Origin of the sequence: Sphingobacterium daejeonense (assembly GCF_901472535.1) — a bacterium.
In the GTDB taxonomy this organism is placed as follows: domain Bacteria; phylum Bacteroidota; class Bacteroidia; order Sphingobacteriales; family Sphingobacteriaceae; genus Sphingobacterium; species Sphingobacterium daejeonense.
Genome location: NZ_LR590470.1, coordinates 952,445 through 973,208, shown reverse-complemented (window position 1 = coordinate 973,208; position 20,764 = coordinate 952,445). Strand labels below are relative to the sequence as shown.

The 20,764-nt window shown below is 37.8% G+C and carries 20 protein-coding genes; 3 read left to right on the top strand and 17 right to left on the bottom strand.

Annotated elements, in window-relative coordinates; genetic code table 11:
- Positions 1-575 precede the first annotated feature (575 nt).
- The 11 genes from FGL31_RS04715 to FGL31_RS04665 form a co-directional block, all read right to left on the bottom strand.
- On the bottom strand, positions 576-4,421 hold the full coding sequence (locus tag FGL31_RS04715) for a hypothetical protein (protein WP_138089880.1): 3,846 nt from the start codon (positions 4,419-4,421) through the stop codon (positions 576-578).
- 253 nt (positions 4,422-4,674) lie between these two features.
- Positions 4,675-5,355 carry a hypothetical protein gene (locus FGL31_RS04710; protein ID WP_138089879.1) on the bottom strand — a complete coding sequence of 227 codons (681 nt, stop codon included), beginning with the start codon at positions 5,353-5,355 and terminating at the stop codon, positions 4,675-4,677.
- A 479-nt stretch (positions 5,356-5,834) separates the two neighbouring features.
- A complete protein-coding gene (locus FGL31_RS04705) occupies positions 5,835-6,032 on the bottom strand; it encodes a hypothetical protein (RefSeq protein WP_138089878.1) in 198 nt (65 codons plus the stop codon).
- A complete protein-coding gene (locus FGL31_RS04700; protein ID WP_138089877.1) occupies positions 5,998-6,501 on the bottom strand; it encodes an AAA family ATPase in 504 nt (167 codons plus the stop codon). Before FGL31_RS04700 ends, FGL31_RS04705 begins: the two co-directional genes overlap by 35 nt.
- Positions 6,502-6,518: 17 nt before the next feature.
- Positions 6,519-6,776 carry a hypothetical protein gene (locus FGL31_RS04695; RefSeq protein WP_138089876.1) on the bottom strand — a complete coding sequence of 86 codons (258 nt, stop codon included), beginning with the start codon at positions 6,774-6,776 and terminating at the stop codon, positions 6,519-6,521.
- A 92-nt stretch (positions 6,777-6,868) separates the two neighbouring features.
- The gene (locus FGL31_RS04690) at positions 6,869-7,636 is read right to left on the bottom strand and encodes a hypothetical protein (protein ID WP_138089875.1); all 768 of its coding nucleotides are present in this window, start codon (positions 7,634-7,636) and stop codon (positions 6,869-6,871) included.
- Positions 7,596-7,829, bottom strand: a complete 234-nt coding sequence (locus FGL31_RS29610) for an AAA family ATPase (RefSeq protein WP_394366178.1) — start codon at positions 7,827-7,829, stop codon at positions 7,596-7,598. The genes FGL31_RS04690 and FGL31_RS29610 overlap by 41 nt, the downstream gene beginning before the upstream one ends.
- 19 nt (positions 7,830-7,848) lie before the next feature.
- Positions 7,849-8,046: a hypothetical protein gene (locus tag FGL31_RS04680; protein WP_138089874.1), complete on the bottom strand. Its 198-nt coding sequence runs from the start codon at positions 8,044-8,046 to the stop codon at positions 7,849-7,851.
- A 14-nt stretch (positions 8,047-8,060) separates the two neighbouring features.
- Positions 8,061-8,801, bottom strand: coding sequence for a hypothetical protein (locus tag FGL31_RS04675; RefSeq protein ID WP_138089873.1), 741 nt, complete (start codon positions 8,799-8,801; stop codon positions 8,061-8,063).
- 189 nt (positions 8,802-8,990) lie between these two features.
- The gene (locus FGL31_RS04670) at positions 8,991-9,431 is read right to left on the bottom strand and encodes a HEPN domain-containing protein (protein WP_138089872.1); all 441 of its coding nucleotides are present in this window, start codon (positions 9,429-9,431) and stop codon (positions 8,991-8,993) included.
- 122 nt (positions 9,432-9,553) lie between these two features.
- On the bottom strand, positions 9,554-9,958 hold the full coding sequence (locus FGL31_RS04665; protein ID WP_138089871.1) for a hypothetical protein: 405 nt from the start codon (positions 9,956-9,958) through the stop codon (positions 9,554-9,556).
- Positions 9,959-10,219: 261 nt separating this feature from the next.
- Here FGL31_RS04665 and FGL31_RS04660 point away from each other — a divergent pair, with 261 nt between their 5' ends.
- The 3 genes from FGL31_RS04660 (at position 10,220) to FGL31_RS04650 (ending at position 15,202) form a co-directional block, all read left to right on the top strand.
- A complete protein-coding gene (locus FGL31_RS04660) occupies positions 10,220-11,209 on the top strand; it encodes a DUF6602 domain-containing protein (protein ID WP_138089870.1) in 990 nt (329 codons plus the stop codon).
- Between the two features lie 1,093 nt (positions 11,210-12,302).
- Positions 12,303-14,594, top strand: a complete 2,292-nt coding sequence (locus FGL31_RS04655; protein WP_232046271.1) for an N-6 DNA methylase — start codon at positions 12,303-12,305, stop codon at positions 14,592-14,594.
- Between the two features lie 5 nt (positions 14,595-14,599).
- The gene (locus FGL31_RS04650) at positions 14,600-15,202 is read left to right on the top strand and encodes a hypothetical protein (RefSeq protein WP_138089868.1); all 603 of its coding nucleotides are present in this window, start codon (positions 14,600-14,602) and stop codon (positions 15,200-15,202) included.
- Between the two features lie 905 nt (positions 15,203-16,107).
- On the opposite strand, the gene FGL31_RS04640 is transcribed toward FGL31_RS04650, so the two are convergent.
- The 6 genes from FGL31_RS04640 to FGL31_RS04615 form a co-directional block, all read right to left on the bottom strand.
- Positions 16,108-16,755, bottom strand: coding sequence for a hypothetical protein (locus FGL31_RS04640; RefSeq protein WP_138089867.1), 648 nt, complete (start codon positions 16,753-16,755; stop codon positions 16,108-16,110).
- A 501-nt stretch (positions 16,756-17,256) separates the two neighbouring features.
- A complete protein-coding gene (locus tag FGL31_RS04635; protein ID WP_138089866.1) occupies positions 17,257-17,736 on the bottom strand; it encodes a hypothetical protein in 480 nt (159 codons plus the stop codon).
- Positions 17,737-17,833: 97 nt separating this feature from the next.
- Entirely contained in the window at positions 17,834-18,355 is a 522-nt protein-coding gene (locus tag FGL31_RS04630; RefSeq protein WP_232046270.1) for an azurin, read from the bottom strand.
- Positions 18,356-18,391: 36 nt separating this feature from the next.
- On the bottom strand, positions 18,392-19,048 hold the full coding sequence (locus FGL31_RS04625) for a hypothetical protein (protein WP_138089865.1): 657 nt from the start codon (positions 19,046-19,048) through the stop codon (positions 18,392-18,394).
- Between the two features lie 71 nt (positions 19,049-19,119).
- Positions 19,120-20,004, bottom strand: a complete 885-nt coding sequence (locus tag FGL31_RS04620; protein WP_138089864.1) for a helix-turn-helix domain-containing protein — start codon at positions 20,002-20,004, stop codon at positions 19,120-19,122.
- A gap of 12 nt (positions 20,005-20,016) precedes the next feature.
- Positions 20,017-20,643 (bottom strand): helix-turn-helix transcriptional regulator, encoded by a 627-nt coding sequence (locus FGL31_RS04615; RefSeq protein ID WP_138089863.1) that lies wholly within the window; start codon positions 20,641-20,643, stop codon positions 20,017-20,019.
- Positions 20,644-20,764 lie beyond the last annotated feature (121 nt).

Sequence of the window (20,764 nt, the reverse complement as noted above, 5' to 3'; positions counted from 1 at the left end):
TTACTCGAAGGATATATTAAAATAGAATGAAAGATTGGCAAAAAGGCATTTCTATATTTAGGTCTCCTATACATTTTTAGAAAAAACTATTTGCAAAATAAATTAAACCTATCGTTCTCCTAAAATAAATCGGCTTGTCAAAAGTTGAAAGTTATTACTTAAACTATGAGACTATAATATTATTAATAAAATTCTTTCCGGCACGGCTGCCGTCTAAACACTAAATACTTACTACTTTATACTAAAAAAGCCCGACGCAAGTCGAGCTTTTTTCCAGTAGAGTCGAGTTGCGGAAAGTCTAACCTTATAGAAGATTATGAAGCTATTCTAAACGCAAGCAAGCATCTTAAATAGGCTACAACCTGATAAGATTTAATCGCCTGTTTCAATCTCTGAACCAGGCTTTTCATTATCATGATACAACAAAAAAGCATTGAACAGACCTTACGTTAAGAGCCTACAACTTCGGTAAAACAAGACTACCATAGGAAATACTAAACAATTCAATTTACCTTAATAGTGATATCGAATGTAGATCATATAAATTCATTTTTTTGGGGACCACAGATAATACTCTATCTAAGATATTCCTCTTCATCCCTCGTTCTTTCTCGTTTTATATCTTTCTCAATATAACCAATATTCTCTTTTGCCCATTCAGAAACTTCAAGAGTAGGATGGCTTATTAGTTTATTGAACAATTCTCTCTGAACATCCAGGTACGGAACCACCGAACCTATCGAAGAAAAACTCCCAATATTTGCACTAATATTACTTAAAACTGATCGGATAGTTCCAAACTCGTCAATTAGCCTAGTAGCGACTGGATGCCAGTTTTTGAAGTCATCGTTGTTTCCATCAAAAATGGGTGCTAAATCTGCTATAATTGTTGGAGCTTCGGGAGAATTGTCATGGCACCATTCAAAAATTCTATCAATATTTCCACTAAACAAGACACCCACGTTGGACATATTATTTGTCGTACTAATATTTGATTGAAAAATAGATGTAAGCGCATGAAACCTATCATAATCTTTTTCACTTGAGATAAGTACTTCAGAAATGTAAGGCCAAACTACATCGAAATGGTATTTGATAAGTGTGTAATATAAATTCAATATGTCATGATCCCATGTAAACGATCTATATCTGTCAATTGAGTCTATAAACTCTTTATTTATTTTCTTCGCAAATTCTGACTCTTCTACATTCTCCAATATGTCAGTTAGTGTTTTGAACCATTTGTAATTATCTATGGTAGTTTGTCCTTCTACGGTTACCCCTAACTCTAGGTAACACTTTTTAAATAGTTCAGTAAGCTCTTTCTTTTTCAATGCATCATCAAATGAATAATCAAAAAGTATATTAAAAGCGACCTGATAACCCTCTTTTCCAAATGAGAATAATCTGTTTGAAAATATTTCCATCTCTTCAAGTGAAAGGGATCCAATACTTCGGACACGTTCAAAATCAAAGACTTTATTTTGTTTACCATCTATCAAAGAGAATAAAGGATCGAGATCCTCTATGCTTATTTCTCTACTACCAATAATTTCAAACAACAAAGAATCCAATTTATCGTTTTCAATCAGTGCTCCTTTTACTTTATCCATTATCTCACTGGTAGCTTTAGATAGGAAACCTATAATAATCGATGGGTTTCTTTGATCCTTTGCGATCGCGGACATAGTGTCAAAAACTATGGATAAAAATTTCCATTTCAGTTCAACGTCATCACCATAATTTTCATATAAGCGCTTGCCAAAGTAAAAGCCAGGAACCCCATTGTTCTTTGAAAATATTGCCGGGAAGACTTCATCCCATTTCACATCTTGGTCAAAAAATTCATCGGCCAAATCTTCAGATGCCCTTATCAGTCTCTTATTGGTTTCTTCAAAATTCCTTCTTTCAACAATATATCTCTGTGAATCGAGGTATTTACTTAAAAAGTCGTCTTTTGTAAGTACGTCGATTAACTGCTGGATCTTCGATTTCGATTCTTCATCCATAACATTGAAATCATAATCCCTAACCAACCTCAAAGAGTTAAGAGCCTCCTGCCAAAAGAAGTTCTTTTTCGACATAATTTCTTCCAAGAAATAGAGAATTAGCAGTCCCAGTCTTGCCCTGCACAATCCTCTTAGTCTTTCAATAACAATATTTTCTATAGTTTCCTTGCTTCCTTCATCATTATCATATAAGTCTCTAAGAATTCTTATGATCTCATCAAAGTAATGAACGATTTCGGAATAGTCAGGTTCATAGTCTTTTAGAACATAAGTCCCTTGATATTCTGCACCGACATCTCTTCTAAAACCCCTCCCTTTTAAGCCTACACTAAGTGCACTAAGAATTAACCGCTTAAATCTTTCGTCATTTTGCTGAAGCCCCCATTTAATGGCATCCAACCTCTCAGTCAGGTTTGCCTCTGTTCCGGCAAGTTGAATGTTGAATAGCTGTAAAAATTGACCGGTAGCATTATTTGATATGTTTTCGTTTTCAGCAACAGCAAACTTTAACAGTACTTTGATACTTTTTCCAAATGTCCGACGATCGAAACAAAGTTTTTCAAGAACCCATATAAGGTTTCTTCTACCTTCCTTTATACTGGACAACTGGGCAGTTGTTTTATTAAAAAAGTTGCGATAGAGATTTTCAGAGACAGCTACTGGATTCACTTCAACAAACGAGCGGAAGAGGCGTGAACCCAACTCTGTATTTAAAACTTCCGCATTATCGAAAGGGCCGTTTTCCCCCACAATCTTCCCAATTATTTGGTTTGCTTTATCATCATAGCCAAGATATTTCATTTGCTCGGCAAAGGCCTCTGAAAGTCGTGTCCTATGTTGCGATTCAAGTCTCGCTATATCTGTGATTACACTTAGGAATTTATTGTCGTCACAAGTATCCATCCACTCTTGTGCCAAATACATAGCTAATGGCAATGGCCGGACACCAATGTACCTACCTCTTTTTTCAACAATCTCCCTTTTTATATAATAATTGCATATAGCAACAAAATCATGCTTCAGTACCTCTTCCGCCCCGTCTATGCTGGTTATATTCTTGTTCGTCGCTATAAAGTCGATCTGCTCCCTTTTATCAGCTTCAAAACCTATGTAATTAAATAACGAACACGATCTGAGCATTGTTCGATTTCTTGGATCTCTACCCTTCTCACCTAATAACCTATCCAGCAAATCCTTGTCCTCCAATTTCCCAACTATTTTACCTCCTGATTTTATACTATCCACCAATAGAGTTGCCATTAGCGAATTCCCTTGAGCAAAATCTTTTATTCTTTTGAGATTTTCGTCACCTATTAGATTCGCCTCCTCATCAATAATTCTTTCTGCTACATCGTGTAAATCACCTCTCTTTATGAAAAAATACCTGATGTTAGATATGATGTCATGGGCTTCCTCTGGATTAGAATCAACTGTTATTAACGATATTTTACTGTCTACACTTTCTACCAGTGTTTTAAGGCTTCGATGCAGATCTTTAGAGCAATTGTCTAAAACAATGATTTTATCGTCTTTATCATTAACTATTTTTTGTAATAACAAGTGGAAATCATAATTAGAATGATCGTTACAGTTGACATATAGTACCCTTGCGGAGAGAAGTTTTGATTGGTCATCGCCATCCCTTTCCCTAAAAATCTCGAAAAGGGTTCTGGTTTTGCCGATTCCAGGTTGTCCGATAACTCTGAAATTGTTTCGAGGCGCAGTGGCAAGACCTATTAATTCACTCCTTAATTGCTCAATTTTATTGTTGACAATAAAGCTATGTTTTGTCTGTATATATTTTGCCCATTCCTTCCATGGAATAAGGGGTATGTATTTAATTTTCTGATTCGCAATCACATGGTCTGTCGCTATTTTTATAGCACCGTAAAGATCGTTTATAAGATTTTCCTTAATTTCATCTATATTTTTTGTTTTTGACGAGTACTGATACTCGATGGGAAATCGATTATGTCGAATATCAAAAGGAATGTTAGTAGCATCATCAAGAGGGGAGCCGTAGTGATTGTTCAAGACACCTATTATTCTTCTTTCGCCTAGCTCATTTTTTGCTATTCCATATTCGTACATTACATTATTATTTATGTTTACAATATGCCGAAGTCCAAAAAGCCTGTGAAAGTACTTCATTGGTTTAGGAATGCTGTTTATTACGGACAAGTCCGCGATAAAAATGTCAGAATTAGGTATCCTTTCATCTACAATCGTGTCGGCAACCTTTACTGACCCTGACTCGCCCCTTATTCCTTCCTGAATCTCAAATTGTAAGTCAGAAAGATTAGGTTTCTTTTTTAGTTTCTTTACAGCAGCCTCGATACACTTCAGAATAAAGTGCTTATTATATTTTTGATCCGTTGTGGACTGCCAAGAAAAGAAAATCGTGATTTTCATTATCTATCTTTTGATACTTAAGTTACAACTATTTTATAATAGTATTTTATTAAATGCTCTGATTCAATTTCATCCCCTCACTTTGATAAATATACTAAATTTTGACAAACCTGTTTAATTGTATCTTATTGACAAGTCTTTAAGACGCTTTGAGAACGAAGGAACATTTATTATAATGGATCTTCTATATCTTGTTGAAAGAACTTACAAAAAAACAGAGAAAGTCCAAGATACCGAATCCTTGACGAAGTAATTAGATGCCCTCTTCCATCTCTGAAAGCATACCGAGCTGTTTCAATATGTCATATTTAAACTTACTTAGCGGTCTTTTATAAAATTCTTTGTTTTCGTAGTACACACCAAAAAGCAAACGATAAACCTCTTCTTTTGATATTTTTTGTCCAAGAAGAAGGTGCATCTTTTTGATGTAAGATTTTGAGTAATTCTTTTCTATGGTTAGTATTTCGCTGAGTTCCGCATGGTGCGTATTGTAAATCTCATCAATAAACATTGCTTTGAGCGTATCTCGAGACTTTGAACTTTTTTGAGGAGTATCCTTCACAAAAATCCGATATTTATTTAAGACCGTGGAATAGAAATATCCAAATTGAAAGTCCTCATTCTGCGTGCTGTCCACATAAGGATGGATATGGTCGGTTAGGTTTAGTTGAACAGTCCCTTTAATTGAGCTATTACACGAATGGCAGGATGGGATAAGATTCTGGAACGAAACTGCAAGAAGTGGAAATTCTGATTTCGGATACCAATGATCCAATGTTGGCCTTGTTATGCATTGTCCATTCGCTTTAATGACCACTGTCGATGTGTATGCCCGGTTGCAGTAGGTACATGTTTCCCTATTCAGGTATTCTGATAAGTTGTAGGCATTGTAATGCTTATTCTTCTTATCTGTGAACCATCCATAATCAAGCACTTTGTTGAGGTCCTTTATAATAGCAAAGACCTGTAAAGCTTGTGCACGATGTGGCCCATTATAACTAGAGTGGGTATGTTTTTTGTTAAAATAGGGCGCCAGCTCTGATAATTGTACGTCGGAAAAATCGTCGTCCAGAAACGAGTGTCGACCGCTAATAGACTGATAGGATCTCCAATCAATATATCGGAGAGATTGACAGGATTAGTAAGAAAGGTTGTAATCCTTGGGTTTACGTTGATAGATTTCAGCCTCGAATCACAGATGGTACATTTATGACCTATGGGCGGAGTACATCTCGGATTACCGATGCGACGATTCACATAACACTTGAACATGTTGAAATGGATATCTTTTGCAGATGCAATGTTAGTTGCGTTTAGATCAAGGTGAAACATGGTTAAAAATCCTCCTTCCTTATTCCGGTTCTTTCCATAATCTCCTGAATATCGCGCCTAGCCTTGGCTCTTATCCGGTCTTCAATCATCAGGGCTTTCATCATACATTTCCAATAATTTGTATTTTACGACAGGCTCCCCTATAATACTTATTGTCTTTAGTAACTTTTGGCTCCTGATCTCAGCATCATATGCTTCTTTGTAATCGAAGCCCTTTTTCTTCCCAGTCAGTTTGTTGATATCTTCATTTATGCGGGATATAAAGAGTCGTGTTCTCATTATTTTGATTTGATCTCTCCAACAGAGTCTTTTCCCTTCCCAACTCAAGCAAACGCAAATCTTTAATGCAATCCTGTATCTTTGATTCTGCGAACGCCCCTATAAGATTTTGGTCAAGAAAGAAACTGTCCGTAAGCATTTCATGAATGTTAGATCCGAAGGTCTTCGCTTCGTCATTGAAGGGAGCTGCAACTCCATCTCGTAATTTCAGGACGTTACGATGTGGAATATCGGAGAGTATGAATGGCGAGTGCGTAGAGAATATGATATTGAATCCGCTGACACTTTTCAGCTTCAATCTACCCAAACTTTCCAGTAACTTTTTAACAAAAAGCCGCTGGTATTCAGGATGATAATATAGCTCTATTTCATCCAATACGAGGTTGACAGCGTTGTATGGCTGTTTTGATTCGTCCAGAGAATCAAGATTAAGGATATGATAGATAATAGAATGAATAGCATGCACCATTTGCTGTTCGCCAGAACTTAAATGCCCAAAGGGAAGTTACCTTTATCACTGGCTATCATAACTGTCGGCCAGAAAAGCCCGGTCGGTATGAAGTTAGATACCACTTTTTTCTTTTGTTTTGAATTACTATAAGCATCTCGAATTATCTGTTTAAAATCCGAAAAATCCAGTATAGTCTTAAAAATTGCTCTGTCCAGATTCGCTGGATTACGTTCTATGATCCAATTGGCATTACCCATATAGTCGAACAAAAATGCGTTGATTGCCTGCTTCAACTTTAGTGTGACGTGGGGTTCGGTCAGTTTTGAGCTTCTGGATCAGTTTAGATGTGCTATTGATAAGTAGGATATTGGCGACATTATTTTCTTCATACGACCAAGAACTCGTAAAACTCACTGAAATCTGAATACTTCATGCATATTTTTACCACTTTGGAGACAATATATTTTGCAAGTAAGCATCTTATCAGTTTATTATCTACTGAATCCATATTGTCAAATGCAAATTGCGAAAGCAGTGATCGGTTTTCATTCTTTTCAGAATTTTCTTTCCGAAGATCATCTTTTAGATATTTTAATACCTCTTCTATATCAGGTTTTACCGCCGTGTCGTATGTTGTTATCAGTTTTTCAAAAAGATCGATCAGGTCTACTTTGGTGATTTCCTTCGTATTCCTGTAAATAAAAGCTAAAGTAAAAAAGTCAATCTTACCGACATTATCCGGCACGAGCTTGAACTCCAGTTCAGCGATAGCTTTGTCATCTATAATATTCTCCGATTCAAATGATTCCCCTATGATGTTTGCTAATATCCTAGTTTGTGCAAGATGAAGCTCTACATTAATATCAATATTACCTTGGTCTCTCCATGGAGTAATGACCAAAGGGGTTTTATATCCGTCATTTTTATGAAAAAGACCATTCAACCAAAAGTACTCACCTGTGCTGTTAAGCCCATGAAGTGAATAATTCACGCAAATAGTGTAAAAGAATTTATTGCGCTTAAATTCTTCTATTTCCCATTTTCCAGACCTTAATACATAAAAATTGATCTGTTTACCAGAATTGGAGATGAGACAGAACTCATCATTTAACTTATAAAAAAAGCTCCATTTGCGAAACCTCAAGTATCTCATCTATCTTCTTGTTTTGTTGTTCGTAATAGTCTGCTAAATGCCTCTTCTCTATGAATCTGGAATTGTTGCTTCGATCCTGCAAAAATTCTTTTCTTTCTGATAGGGAATACAGAAGCAGGTATAATAACTCTAGTAATGTACTCTTACCAGCGCCGTTTTTCCCTAGGATCGCCGTAATGTTTACATGATTTATGGATTTATGATCATGCAGGTCATAAAGACCGTTCGGGATAAGTTATTCGATCACGGATCTCGATCAGATAGTCGTGAGCCCGTTTACCTTTATTCTTAGCTTTCGGATCGTATATAAACTCGAATTCCTCGGTAAATCTATATAACACTCCAATCTTTAGTCTCTTTGTATATTGATTTTCTTTGTTTAACTGTAGTGCTAATAGCTTGAATTCCATTGTAATTATTTAGGTTATATATATTTGCATTGTCTTAGATTCACTTTTCGAATGATATCTGAGGGGAGAAGTTTATTGAAGAAATTTTCAGCAGTTAATAATAATAAATGATTGAGATCTGAAGTAGGTATCAGAAAGTCGAAGCGATGATTGGGATATACTTCATAAATCAATTTTCCGGTCTCATCGAGCTCTTCGATATCATCTTTAAAAATGATATAGTTTGAATTCTTTTTTATGAAGGTTTTAACAGACGACCAATCCTTATCATTGGCCGAAACACTTGAATGGTGATGAATGACTAGGTTACGAATCTGCCTAATTTGCTCCAATAGATCCCATTCTTTTTGAATTGTGGTGAAATCAACAGAAGCAAATTTTTTAAGATACTTTCCCTTCTGAGACCATTCACTGCCTTTCATCGACCTCATCTCTTTAGGTGGCAAATGTATGCTGTGAAATTTTGCGCAAATAATATTTAGATGTGCATCGATTCCACTGAATACCTGTGCTAAAAAAGTTGTCCTGAACTCACTTGGGAAATCACGGCTGTGCTGCCACCATTTTTCAGAAATATCGTCCACCAGAGAATAGTAATACTCGGGATTTTCTTTTGCCAATGACTCATCTATGGGATTAGCTGTATCAAAGGATTCAACATTACTTTTAATATATCCTTCAATAAAATCCAAGAAGTTTTTATAATGAGCAAAGTAAAATTTAAGCGTAATCGAATAAGCTTTTCCGAAATTCATTTTGACAAAATTTAAGTTTATTGCCTAAAGACCAGTAGAGCCTAAGCAACCATCCAATATAGTGATATATTCTTATCCATACGTTAACATGAGTGGATAAATCAACATCATTTTCCGACTTTTGACCACATTTAGTGCTAAGCGACAGATACCAAAAGCTCAACAAGGTGCACAATGAACCATCAAGTATTAGAAAATCAGCTTGTTGAAATATTGGTTCAGATCTTTTTGTAAGAAAGTTATATGGTCGTTGAGAATTAGTTTTTTTAGAACGCGCCTTATTATTGCATCAACCTCGGTTGCAATGACACATAATTGTTCGTGCGTTTTGGGAGGTTTATCTCCATGTACAAACTTGTACCTTATGTTATATGCATTCTTAACAGCCATATAAATTGCTATGCGCTCCGTTGTAGTGCCTTCCAAATAAAAGGCGGTTCTTTCCGAGACCTTGTGAATGATCTCATTGCCATCTGTAGAGAACAAGCATTCAAGTATGGCCATGTAGTGTGTTATTTTCTGAGGTAAATGAGGTGTGGACCTGGCGCTGCTCAAAAAGGACATCGCCTTTTCAATCCTATTCTCAATTTTGTAGGGATCAACTCCCGACTGAAATTCACCACTCAGCATCGTTTTTTTATGTACCGACTTCTCCTTTTGGCTCTCCGAGTTCTTATTTGTGCAATGCTCTGTATATTTTAATAGCAAATCAACAGGCGTCCTTCAATTCAGCTTTATTGAACGCAGTATTCTCAAATTGCCCCAATACAAGTCGAAAACACATTTCTGCCCGTCCACCAGTTTATTGATTTGACAATAGTAAACTGGCCGTATGCTTGCTCCAGGCTAATACTATTATCTTTTACAAACCACAGGAACAATAGGAATATTTCCATCTGCCAGCACAGTTGTGTTAATTCTTCATTCATCTCTTGCTGAAATATCGGGTTATCATCAATGCTTTCATAAACAGCATATGCCATTGCATTTTTATCATAAGATCTCAGGTCACGTAGCCGCGCGAATTTCTGAAATTCACTACCGAGGACTTTTGCTTTTTCAGCATCATGAGTGGTAATCTTAAAGGTTGGTGTCTCGATCAGGTCGAGATCTTGTAATTCCAGAAAGCGAATACTCGCAAGTATTTTAAATGACATATATTTTTTTAATAAATCCTACTCGGTAAAAGGTGTCAAAAGCATTTTGCGGATTATCTCCCTAAGTTTTAAAGGTGTCAAAGTTCATGTATATCCTGCCATTCTTTATTTCAGACTTCTAATATACTGTATAAATCTGCTGAATTAAGATTGAGGTAATTATAAAAATTTCCATTAGCTACAACAAGAGTCTGCACTTTGTATTCTGATTTTGTAAATTAGCGTGTAAAGTTAAATTTCAAGGCAAAAGACATTCCTCCAATGAATATACAAACTCCCAATCAAGGCTGGAAACAGTTCCTGATGGCAAGAGATGAAATGCTATCGGCATACGATAGGGCGCGTGAGATGAGTCGTAAAAAAGCGGTACAGACTGAACACGGTAATGTTGCCGAAGCTGAGTTTCGCAGGTGGCTCACCAACTTCCTACCAAAGCGATATGGCGTCACCTCTGGCTATATTGTCTCGCAGGGCATTCCTAACTCAGAGAACATGGTGCATTATGATGTAATCATTTATGACCAGATGGAGTCGCCTATTCTTTGGGTCGAAGGAAATCCGGACTCTTCCGATTCAGGTAGATCACTGGCCATCCCTGTCGAATACGTGTATGGGGTAATCGAGGTAAAGTCCGTATTCAATAAAAAAAGTGTAAAACAGGCTGTCGAGCATTTGAGGAAATTGAGACCGTTGATGGGGATCCCTAAACCTTCAGTCCATGACTATAGATTTTACCTGCCCAAAACTTTCTTTTGTGCAACTGTTTTCTTTGAATTACACAAAAGCAATGAAAAGGATTTTGCAGCACTCGATGCCTATTTAGATGGTTCAGACCTTAGGGGATTTTATGGCGGCTACATCCTTCGTCCAGAATCGCACGAAAAATATTCCAGTGGAAAGATCTTGTTCGAGTATCTGTATGATGATGAAGAACCATGGCGCAACTCCCTGCTCTTTTGGGCGCACTCCAAATGCAAAAAAGTCGGTAAGTACCATTTAAGAGCAAGAATAACTCACTCGGAAACTTACTTCTCGGAATTTGCCTTTGACATCATCGCACTATTAAAAGGCACGTACAAGCCGTACGCCTTATCTAGCACGTATGCTTTTGGCACAACAGATTGGGAAAATGAAAGCGCTGTAAGTACAACCTACGCTAACCCAGAGGATGTTAAAAGGTATTCGGGAAGGAGCTGGATAGAGTTCTTAACCGGAATCCTGAGGACAAGTAGCAAAAAATGCTATGTATAATTCATTTAAAAATATACTGTGTGATTGAATTTGACAGGAGTTTAATTCACTTTCTAAAAATTATTGCCGTAAGGGCCGCCCGAAATTTTGGACATAGCAAAGTGCTAAGAATAACCTGCTCTTAGTGTGTAGATTTCTGCCAAAGTAGCCACCACATTTCTTTCCAAACTGGCTACTAAACTCATTGTTCAGCTTTGCAACCCCATCCCACAGGAGAAATCGAACTTTTAAAAAAAAGGTCTTAATGCTATTGTAGAGTGTGTTTTAAGGTAGTCTTCAACAAAAGCCTACAGATTTCACCCATAAATATCGAACTATAAATGACCCAACACTAACAGTTTTGGCTCACAGATTCTTATTGGCATAAAAAAAGGAGATTTCAAATTTATGAAATCTCCTTAAGTAGGTCGAGTTGCGGAAAGTCTAACCTTGCAGAAGATTGTGAAGCCATCTTAGATGCAAAAAACTTGGTTGAATAATTAAGATTTGCCTACCCGTTTCGGACTAAGATGCTGGCTTTTTTATGTTTAAATAACATGTCCACGCAACTACATACTATTCGTTACATTGTTTGCGTTATAAGGGAAGAATTGGAAGGTCAATGCCTTTTTCTTATCTTACAAACCCCGTTTCCATTGGAGAACGCTTTAGAGAAAAGTGAATGCATCTAAGACAACGTCAAAAGGATTTAGTGGAGATTTTTGGTATAACGGAAGACACCATTACAAACTGGGAAAATAATAGAAATAAACTCTTGGCTATTTATTTCCCCCTAATCATAAATTTTCTTGGTTATCTTCATTTTGAATTTGATCCAACAACACTAGCGGGAAGGTTGAAAGAATATAGGTACAAAAAGGCCTAACTCAAGAATAAATGGCAAAGTTACTTAAAATCAATGAATTTACTTTGTTCAATTCGGAAAAAGGGAGTTATACTGAATTTCCAAAAACTTTCAATAAATTAGAAAGGATGCTCTGCAAAAAATTCTCGATTATACTTTTTAAAGTTCAATTTTTAAAATAAAAAATGCATTTTTGCTAGAATGAGAGACCTTTCTGACATATCAATTTGGAAGCAGAATTTTGGGCTTTTGCCTATACAGCTTGAGCCAACAAAAAATAAGGAAAATTTCCTCATGCTGAATGGTGGATACGGAGATTTTTGTCTTCAAACCGTAAATGACGACAGTGATCTTGAACATTACTACTCCAGGTCTTGGTCTAGCAATACGAAAAATTTTGTTGTGTTAGAAAATGACAAAGTAAAAATCTTCAATTGGGAACGAAGCAAGATTACTCCAGAGATAGTGTCGCAACAGCATGTGGCTGAGAATTTCAATGTCTTTTATGATTACTTATTATCTAAAAGCTTTAAGTCAGAGAGAGATGTTGTGCCCTTTATTATTGACATTTTTAGACAGTTTCGAAATATAACGTTGGAAAAAACCAACCCTGTTGAAGCATTAAACTTACTCTTTGTTTTACTAACCAGTTTAGAAGACGACTATGCTAATTTCAATGAAGCTAAATGGAACGTAAAGCCAGCTCACATTCCGGCTGGATTTGATTTTTTTACTGAAAAACTTCGCACAGGAATTGTAAATATTAAACCGGAACTAGATTTAATCATAAGACATTCAGCTGGAGTATTGTTTCAGGAGGCTCAAAAAGAGGTGCTATTCTTCAACCCTCAAAGAGATTTATTTGGTGGTGTTTCTACGAAACTTGGAACAAAAAGTAATTTATATTCCAGCATCCATTATACTCCTCCTTATCTCGCGCGGACAATAGTTGAAAATGCTATTCGGCATTTAGATTTAAAAAAGCCAATTATAAAAATTTTCGACCCCGCTTGTGGATCTTCTGAATTTTTGATTGAAGCGCTTAAACAATTGAAAGAATTGAAATACAGTGGAACAATTAAAATTACGGGATGGGACACTTCAGAAACTGCAACTAATACCTCTAAATTTTTACTCGGTTATGAAAAACGAACCATCTGGAAAGACAAACTAGAATTCGATATCCGTCTGGTTCTTGATTCATTAGTTGAAGAATGGACTGAAACATATGATCTAATTTTGATGAATCCGCCATTTGTTTCATGGGAATTGTTAGGGAATAAAGATGCAAGAGATGCGGTCAAAGAAACGCTAGGTGCTAATTTTTCTGGAAAGCCCAATCAAGCAAGTGCTTTTTTTTATAAGGCCATTCAGTTTTTGAGTGAATATGGAGTTATTGGCTGTGTAGTACCTTCATCATTACTTACTCTGGACTCTTACAAAAATTTAAGGAATAGTGCTATTGAATTAATAACATTAAAGTTAGTTGGAAAGCTAGGAAATTTTGTATTCGAAGATGCTTTAACGGATGTAAGTATAATAGTCGGACATAGGCCGAAAGTAGATATTATTCCAACGATTCTTTGGACTCGCAATGAAAAGAGCATCGCTCAAAATGCTCTGCGAGATTTGAGGAAAATGTATTACTCGAATCAACTGACAGTAAATCAAAAAGATTATAGTATCTTCCAACCCATTACCTTTCCAATAATTCAGGATAGTTGGAAATCTATATCATTGGCCGAAAATGAGCTTTTAAAAACACTTCGAAGGTTTACTTTAGAGAAAAAATTAGTTAAAGTCAAGGATGTCTTTGACGTACAACAAGGCGTGAACTCCGGTAGTAATCCAGTATTTAAGATAACAAAAGCCGAATACGAGGATTTACCAGAAAAAGAAAGGAAATATTTCCGACCAGTTGTCGATAATAAAGCCATTAAGAACGGGATTTTAATTAAGACCAATTATATATGGTATCCTTACAATAGAAATGGAATAACGTTAAGGACAGAAGCAGAATTTGAGGAAGGCGCTCCTGTTTTTTATGAAAAACTTCTGCAATCAAAAGATGCTTTAGCATCAAGACCAAGAAAGAGCATCCTTAATTGGTGGTACTTGAGTGAACATAGAGCTTGGCTTTTAAGAAAGGAGCCAAGACTTGTTTCGACAAGGTTTGGTAATTCAGATTCGTTCGCTTTTGATGCCAATGGAGATTTCATTGTCGAAAATGGAAATGCTTGGCTACCGAAAAAGATATTTGAAGAATCGGATTTTTATTTTTATGTTGCTTTTTTTTCAAGCCCATTCTTTGACAAGTTACTATCAATTTATTCAAAGCAATTATCTGGTGGAAACTGGTATGATTTAGGGAGAAAGTATTCTCAGGAAATTCCAATTCCAGATGTAAATTCAACTGAAGTAAAAAGTTCGGACGCCTATTTAAAATTGGTAGAAATGGGAAAGGAGTTGTCAACAGGAAATATCTATGTAAAGAATTTTTTGGACGAAATTTTGTTAAAATACTTCTACCCAATAGCATAAGTCGCATGTTAGATAAGCTTAAAATTATAACCGGATTAAATAAGTCCTGCAAAATTTTTTTTGCTGAATCTTCATTCTTTCTCCACCCAAGTAGTACAAACAGGTTTAAAATATCAGGTGACAATACATCTACAGCTATAAATAACTATAATGGCTATCGAGAAGAAATTAATGTTTTAAAATGGTTTAAAGACTTCTGGGTTTATGTTGATATAAAATTCGAAAATCAGAATACCTTTATATCATTATCAGTTTTTCAAGGTTCATCCACTGACAATGTCAAACATCAACTTTTTAGGGCTGAATGGGATGATTACAATAATATCGAAGAAAAGCACCCTCAACCGCATTGGCATATTACCTCTAATCAGGCTATCGAAAAAACATTTGAAGAATTAGCCGAATTATCTGATACAGATACTTTTGTGAGTGTTTTGCAAGAGGAGAAATCTAAAATCATAGACCTTAACAAGTTCCATTTCGCAATGATAGGAAACTGGATAAATGATGAAACCCACGTTCATTCTTTAAATAGCGAAGAAAGAATTATTAAATGGTTTCAGGGCATTTTATCACATATGAAAATTCAATTGGAATATTTAGAATGATACACTTCCTCATTCTATTATAATTCTTCTACTTAACCATTTCTGTTAGCTTGAAGGCGTCTAACGTGAGGACTTTTCAGCAAAAAGTTTCAATCGGTCGTAATGGAAAAAGCTATTGACCGCGATCTGGAGAAAAAAGGATAGGAAATCCGAAAACATCTTGTTCGTCAAATGGAATCGGTTTAGCCGCAATGGCAAGGCCTGGATCTCATATTGTAAGAATCACAGAAGATTTGAGAAAATATAAAGAAAACCCTGCGTCTCGAATTGTGACAAGGCACAGGGTTTATTAAAGGCATACGTATGTTCAAATACACACTAAAAAGTGACATGATTTATACACGCTAACTCTGGTGTACTTCGCACTTCGTCTAACCGTACATAGTATTCCTCCCCAGCTTTATTTTTAGAGGACGCTCAACCCTAAACGTATAGTACCTTTCATCAACTTCGACAATAGTGACGGGAATAGCCTTTTTCCCTTCCCACGAAACCCATGCCTTATCTCCTAGTACAAAATTTTCAATTGTTCGTTTTGAATAATGAAGTGGAGTAATATTTTTGACAAACACAATTTTTCTTGGATCGTACGTGCTTTGACGAGACCTTTTGACTATTTTAACAGAACTGGGCAACTTCCTCTTTTTTAAATAATTCTGATAGGATTTCCATGCGCTTTCTAAAGCTCTTCATTGCACCCAGAGGTGGGTTTTTTATCTCTTAAATAGTCACGGTAGTCTTCGAGAATACTGTATAATGGCCACCGTTCGTCTCCGTCCGAGAATCCACGTTTGCTCGCTAAATCACCGAGCGGTGAATTTCTGTTTTTATGCTTCATTAACCAGTCAGTGAAGGTAGGCTCAGGCTCTACAATCGGTCGATCCTCATTAGAAAGTTGTGGACTACTAATGATCTCGCTGTAGGTATCCCGCATTTTTTCCACGGCAGCATCCAACGTATCCGCTTCTGTATAATGATGATTTTTCTTGACATAGCCAATATAGGCCTGCTACCCGCTTCAGATTAAAAACCTCGACAACCCCTTTCCTTCCTTTTTGAAATGATAATAAAAGGTTTGGCGAAACGTATTCACGAAAGACTACTATTGCCAAATCATCGTTATGACGTTCTATCTTGACACCGTGACGTTGAACTTTCATATCTCTAAAGTAAGCAGGTTTCGACTTCAAATGTTGATCAGCAAGTACTTTTCCCAATTCTTCCAAAGTTGGCCAAATTTTGTGCAAAATCAACTTTTCGTCGTAAAGAGGCAAATAAACGCCTTCCGCTATATTTTCAGGCAGGTTTTGTGAAAGCCCATTGAGTTTGTTTCTTCGTTCTTTGATTTGAGCTGTAGGTATTAGAACAATAAGTTCGGCCTGTCTTAGATTGCTGATCGGGTATTTTGTGTCAGCTAATAGAGCCGCACGTGACGAATAGCCAAAATAAGCTGCTACAAGTTCGTGAGCGTGAGAAGATTTTAAATCAATGCCGAATTTTTCGTTAGAAAATGAGCGCAGGGAATCGGCGCATAGTTTTGTGATATGTTGCATAGCAATATTTTTGTTAATGCTGGGCTTTAATCGTTGTCGAGAGTGTTTAAAGACAATCTATGCCAGCAGATTTAACTAAAATTTTGCTGTTTGAGGCTGTCAATAATCAAATTACCTTGCGTTTCAGTCACTCACAACTGGGGCGCTCGTTTCCTATTTCAAAAATAGGATAAAAGTTTTAGAAATACAAACTTGGCAAGTAGAAGATATTTTGTCACATCTAACATGACTTAGAATTGTCTTTGGCATTCTTTTAACAGATGTTGGTCACAACAGACCTAATACAAACCTAAAGAGGGTTGAGAAGCCAAATTTCTAATGAGAAATCGAACTTTGGAAAAAGCACCTTAATAATCTAATGGTCAATGGTTTTTACCCAATTTACATCGAAAGACATATTTGCCTATTCTATAAAGTTAAAAGGATGAGGACTACTAAAACTTTAATAACAATGTCCGGAGTGGTAATGAAGTTGACAGGCTTATCTTCAAGATTCGCTAATTAGATAAGGACGATATACTGCAAAGTCAAACCCGTACTATACAGGTTATCAAGCTGCTTTTTTACCTCGGGCAACAAATCGGTCACGCGGAAAGATAGCGGTTCATGCCCCAAAGAACGCACGCATCCGATGACCAATCCAAAAACCATATCCGACTGTAATATTTTCCAGCTGGTAACGCCCAGTTCGTTGTATATCTTGTTCAAGTTTTGCGACAGGAAGTGTTCCATACGTTCAGCAGAAGAAGGACTCAGGTATTCCTTCGAATGTTTGAGGTAATCTATGACCTCCTGTTTGTCATAGTCATTCCAAACGGATATGGAGACTATGTGGCTAAAATCTTCCTGAATACCGGGCAGTATATCAATAACCGGCTCGCTGATGGCATCGGCCGATACCGAGTAAGGGGCTATGCCGTACGATGGGTATAATGTCCTGATACGTTCAAGGATCTGATCGACTATTTCGTGATCTTTCATTTTAGTTTAGTTTGATTAAGTATGTCAAAAGCAGGGTAAACAAAAACTGTCTGTCTAATCCTGCTCCATCCGTTTATCCGACAACCGGTAGCTATCCTTATTTTACGACAAATTTACCTTTCATAATGCCGTAATGTCCCGGAAAGGAACATATAAAATCATAGATTCCTTTTGCCAGCGCCGGAAACTCGATGGTATCGCTTTCCCCACCACCGATCAGCCGGGTATAGGCTATGATGTCACCCGTTTCGTCCTGTGGAATATATTCGGTGGAAGAGGCCGAGGCTGCCTTCTGTCCGAATGCATTTACGTCCACTCCCTGAGCCAGCAGGACAAAATTATGGCCCATTGACTGTTTTGACATCGTACCCGTGTGCTTAAGGGTCAACTGCACGGTCTGTCCTTCAAATACCTCGATGGTGCTTAGATCAAACCTCATCCTGTCATCCGAGGACAGGACGATCTCTGCTTTTCCGTCCCGCTGCTCCGCTCCCGTGTTTACAGGATTCCCGGATTCGATAGCCGTTTCGGTCGTTTCCGATGTTTTTTTGTTTTCTCCGCATGAGACCAGGAGTACCGAGGCAGTCATAAACACTGCCATTTTCTTTTTTAGTTCCATATTATCTGATTTTATTAATTCATGCTATAAGGCCAGTTAAAAGAGTGCTACGCCCAGAAAGCCGCCTATATTGTTCATAATAGTCTTGTCCGGGCCATAATAATCGGCGTTAAATGCTGCTCCAAAAGTAAATTCCCTGTATTTCAGTCCTGCACGAAGGAAGATTGCACTCTTGGTATGGGTATCTGTCGATATGTGGTGTATATACTGGCCCTGCACACGGGAATAGAAGTCCAGTTTTTCCGATATCCTTGGTTTGTATTCAAGCAGCACAATGGATTCGGTGTTGGGCTTGTCTGCCAGATCTATCCGCTGAAAGACCACTGCCGTAAATCTCTGAGAGCCATAGGTGTACATCAGGCCTCCAGATGGCAATATGCCGACCGGTGAGGCATAGAGAAAACCGGCATTGACCTTAAGACCTTTGTAAATGTTGTAGGTAAGGTACGATTGTACCATTCCGTCCTTCACTTCCCGTTCGCCCCATTCTCCTACGATACTGCTGACATTAAAAAAGCCAAATTTCGGAAGGGACTGAAAAGATTTGTCCATGATGATCTGTGACTGTACCCCTCTGCTGCCGACCACCGTTTCCACCATTACCGGGGGATTCTTCGTCTTGCCGTGATCCTGAGCCGTCGTTCTACCGGCAACGAGCAGCATCAAAAATGTTATTATTATTCTCGTATCCATAAGACATTTTTTTTTACTGAGACAAAATTAGCAGGTGGATTATGCGCGGGCGAGGATTAAACCTACGGGGATTAGGACAAACCCTGCACAAAAAGTTCACGGTAACGCGTCGGGCTGTAACCCCTCAATTTTTTGAACAGCCTTGCAAAATAGGACGGATCGTCGATATTACATTCATAGCTGACTTCCGCTACACTTTTGGTCAAGTTCCAGAGCAGGTACTGTGCGTGGATCATCAGGACCTCCAATATGACTTCCTTGGCCGTCATCCTTAATGTTTCCTTTATACATCTGTTAAGGTAGTTTTCAGAGATATGCAGACGTTCCGCGTAGAAAGATACATTCTTATTTTCCAGATGGTGGGCATGCACCAGGGTCTTGAAGGCTATGGCAATGGCCTGGCTACGGCAGACCGGTTTTCGGGCAGATGACAGGTCAAGCACATGATAGAGTTTGGCCTGTAAGAGACCGTGTACGATATTCCTGTTCGGATGTGCCTTCTCGATTTCATGAAGCAGCAGGTTATTGATGTTGCCAAGCCAGCCACTCTGCTCATGACAAAGGTTCAGTACCGGAGAAATGATGAATAGCTTTAACAGTGCATGGTGCCGTAACATCACGGACATGGTCAGCTGTTCCAGGAGAACAAGATATCCTTCGGCACATCCGGAAATACTGCGCAGCGAGTGGACTGTTCCACTAAAAACAGATAGCAGTGCCGGGGCACTGATCTCATAGGAATCCCTGCCGATAAGGACATCTATCTTTCCCTTTGTAAGATGGATAAAAGTATTGTTATTGGCACGCAGCGCCGGTAGCGGTGTTTCCAGATACTTCGCCACGAAGTTTAGGGGATAAACCTGTAAGGGGGTAGTTTGCCATTTGTGGTTTTTCGGGGCAGCTGAGAGGAACCTCTTGATAAAGCCTGAGGTGGTTACCAGTTCGTTCAATTCCATATCTGTTGCTTTTTAGGTCTGTTCCTTTATCCTGTAGGTACAGCGCTGTCCCTCGGAAAGGATATGGGATACTCGCTCAACTTTATGTTCTTTGCCGAGTAATGACTTAAAATTTTTCAGTTCCGCACGGCAGAATCCCTGACATTCCGTGGCCGCGGCGCAGATCGGGCAATGATTTTCTATCAGGAAGTATTCACCGTCCTGTTTTTTCCATTCCGCCATATAGCCTTCCTCCGTACGGATACGGGCAAGGATTTCAAGACGCTCTTCCAGGGTGTCTGCATTTTTCAGCATCTCTTCGTAACGGGTATAGGTTTTCTTTTCCCGCTCACCGATAAGCAGGTCAATGGCATTTTCCCCCAAGAGTTCCCTGACGGAACGCAAAAGTTCTACGGTGACCTGAGCATGGGCATCTGGAAGCCTTGCAAATCCTCTGTCCGCAAGTTTATAATAGGTTATGGGCCTTCCAACACGCTCGCTTCTGAAAAAGCTCTTTATCAGTCCGTCATCTGCAAGCTTTAATAATTTAAGCCTGGCGCCTTCCTTTGTAATGCCCAGTTCACCGGCTAACATTGCAGCGGTAATTTCGCCGTTCAGCTTGATAAACCTCAATGTCCTGTCAATCAGTGATTTTTTCATTTTGCAAAATAAAGTTGTTTTATTTCTGCAAAGGTAGTGAATATGACACTCTTATCCTAATCCTTGAATTTTATTAATCAGATGATATAACTGCGGAAAATGTATAAATTATGTCAATTTA

Coding starts and splice junctions, on each gene's coding strand:
- FGL31_RS04640 (WP_138089867.1), bottom strand. CDS start 16,755: ATGCAACATATCACAAAACTATGCGCCGATTCCCTGCGCTCATTTTCT.
- FGL31_RS04715 (WP_138089880.1), bottom strand. CDS start 4,421: ATGAAAATCACGATTTTCTTTTCTTGGCAGTCCACAACGGATCAAAAA.
- FGL31_RS04620 (WP_138089864.1), bottom strand. CDS start 20,004: ATGGAATTGAACGAACTGGTAACCACCTCAGGCTTTATCAAGAGGTTC.
- FGL31_RS04675 (WP_138089873.1), bottom strand. CDS start 8,801: ATGAATTTCGGAAAAGCTTATTCGATTACGCTTAAATTTTACTTTGCT.
- FGL31_RS04690 (WP_138089875.1), bottom strand. CDS start 7,636: ATGAGATACTTGAGGTTTCGCAAATGGAGCTTTTTTTATAAGTTAAAT.
- FGL31_RS04635 (WP_138089866.1), bottom strand. CDS start 17,736: ATGAAAGATCACGAAATAGTCGATCAGATCCTTGAACGTATCAGGACA.
- FGL31_RS04630 (WP_232046270.1), bottom strand. CDS start 18,355: ATGGAACTAAAAAAGAAAATGGCAGTGTTTATGACTGCCTCGGTACTC.
- FGL31_RS04615 (WP_138089863.1), bottom strand. CDS start 20,643: ATGAAAAAATCACTGATTGACAGGACATTGAGGTTTATCAAGCTGAAC.
- FGL31_RS04670 (WP_138089872.1), bottom strand. CDS start 9,431: ATGCTGAGTGGTGAATTTCAGTCGGGAGTTGATCCCTACAAAATTGAG.
- FGL31_RS04650 (WP_138089868.1), top strand. CDS start 14,600: ATGTTAGATAAGCTTAAAATTATAACCGGATTAAATAAGTCCTGCAAA.
- FGL31_RS04705 (WP_138089878.1), bottom strand. CDS start 6,032: ATGAGAACACGACTCTTTATATCCCGCATAAATGAAGATATCAACAAA.
- FGL31_RS04680 (WP_138089874.1), bottom strand. CDS start 8,046: ATGGAATTCAAGCTATTAGCACTACAGTTAAACAAAGAAAATCAATAT.
- FGL31_RS04700 (WP_138089877.1), bottom strand. CDS start 6,501: ATGGTGCATGCTATTCATTCTATTATCTATCATATCCTTAATCTTGAT.
- FGL31_RS04665 (WP_138089871.1), bottom strand. CDS start 9,958: ATGTCATTTAAAATACTTGCGAGTATTCGCTTTCTGGAATTACAAGAT.
- FGL31_RS04625 (WP_138089865.1), bottom strand. CDS start 19,048: ATGGATACGAGAATAATAATAACATTTTTGATGCTGCTCGTTGCCGGT.
- FGL31_RS04660 (WP_138089870.1), top strand. CDS start 10,220: ATGAATATACAAACTCCCAATCAAGGCTGGAAACAGTTCCTGATGGCA.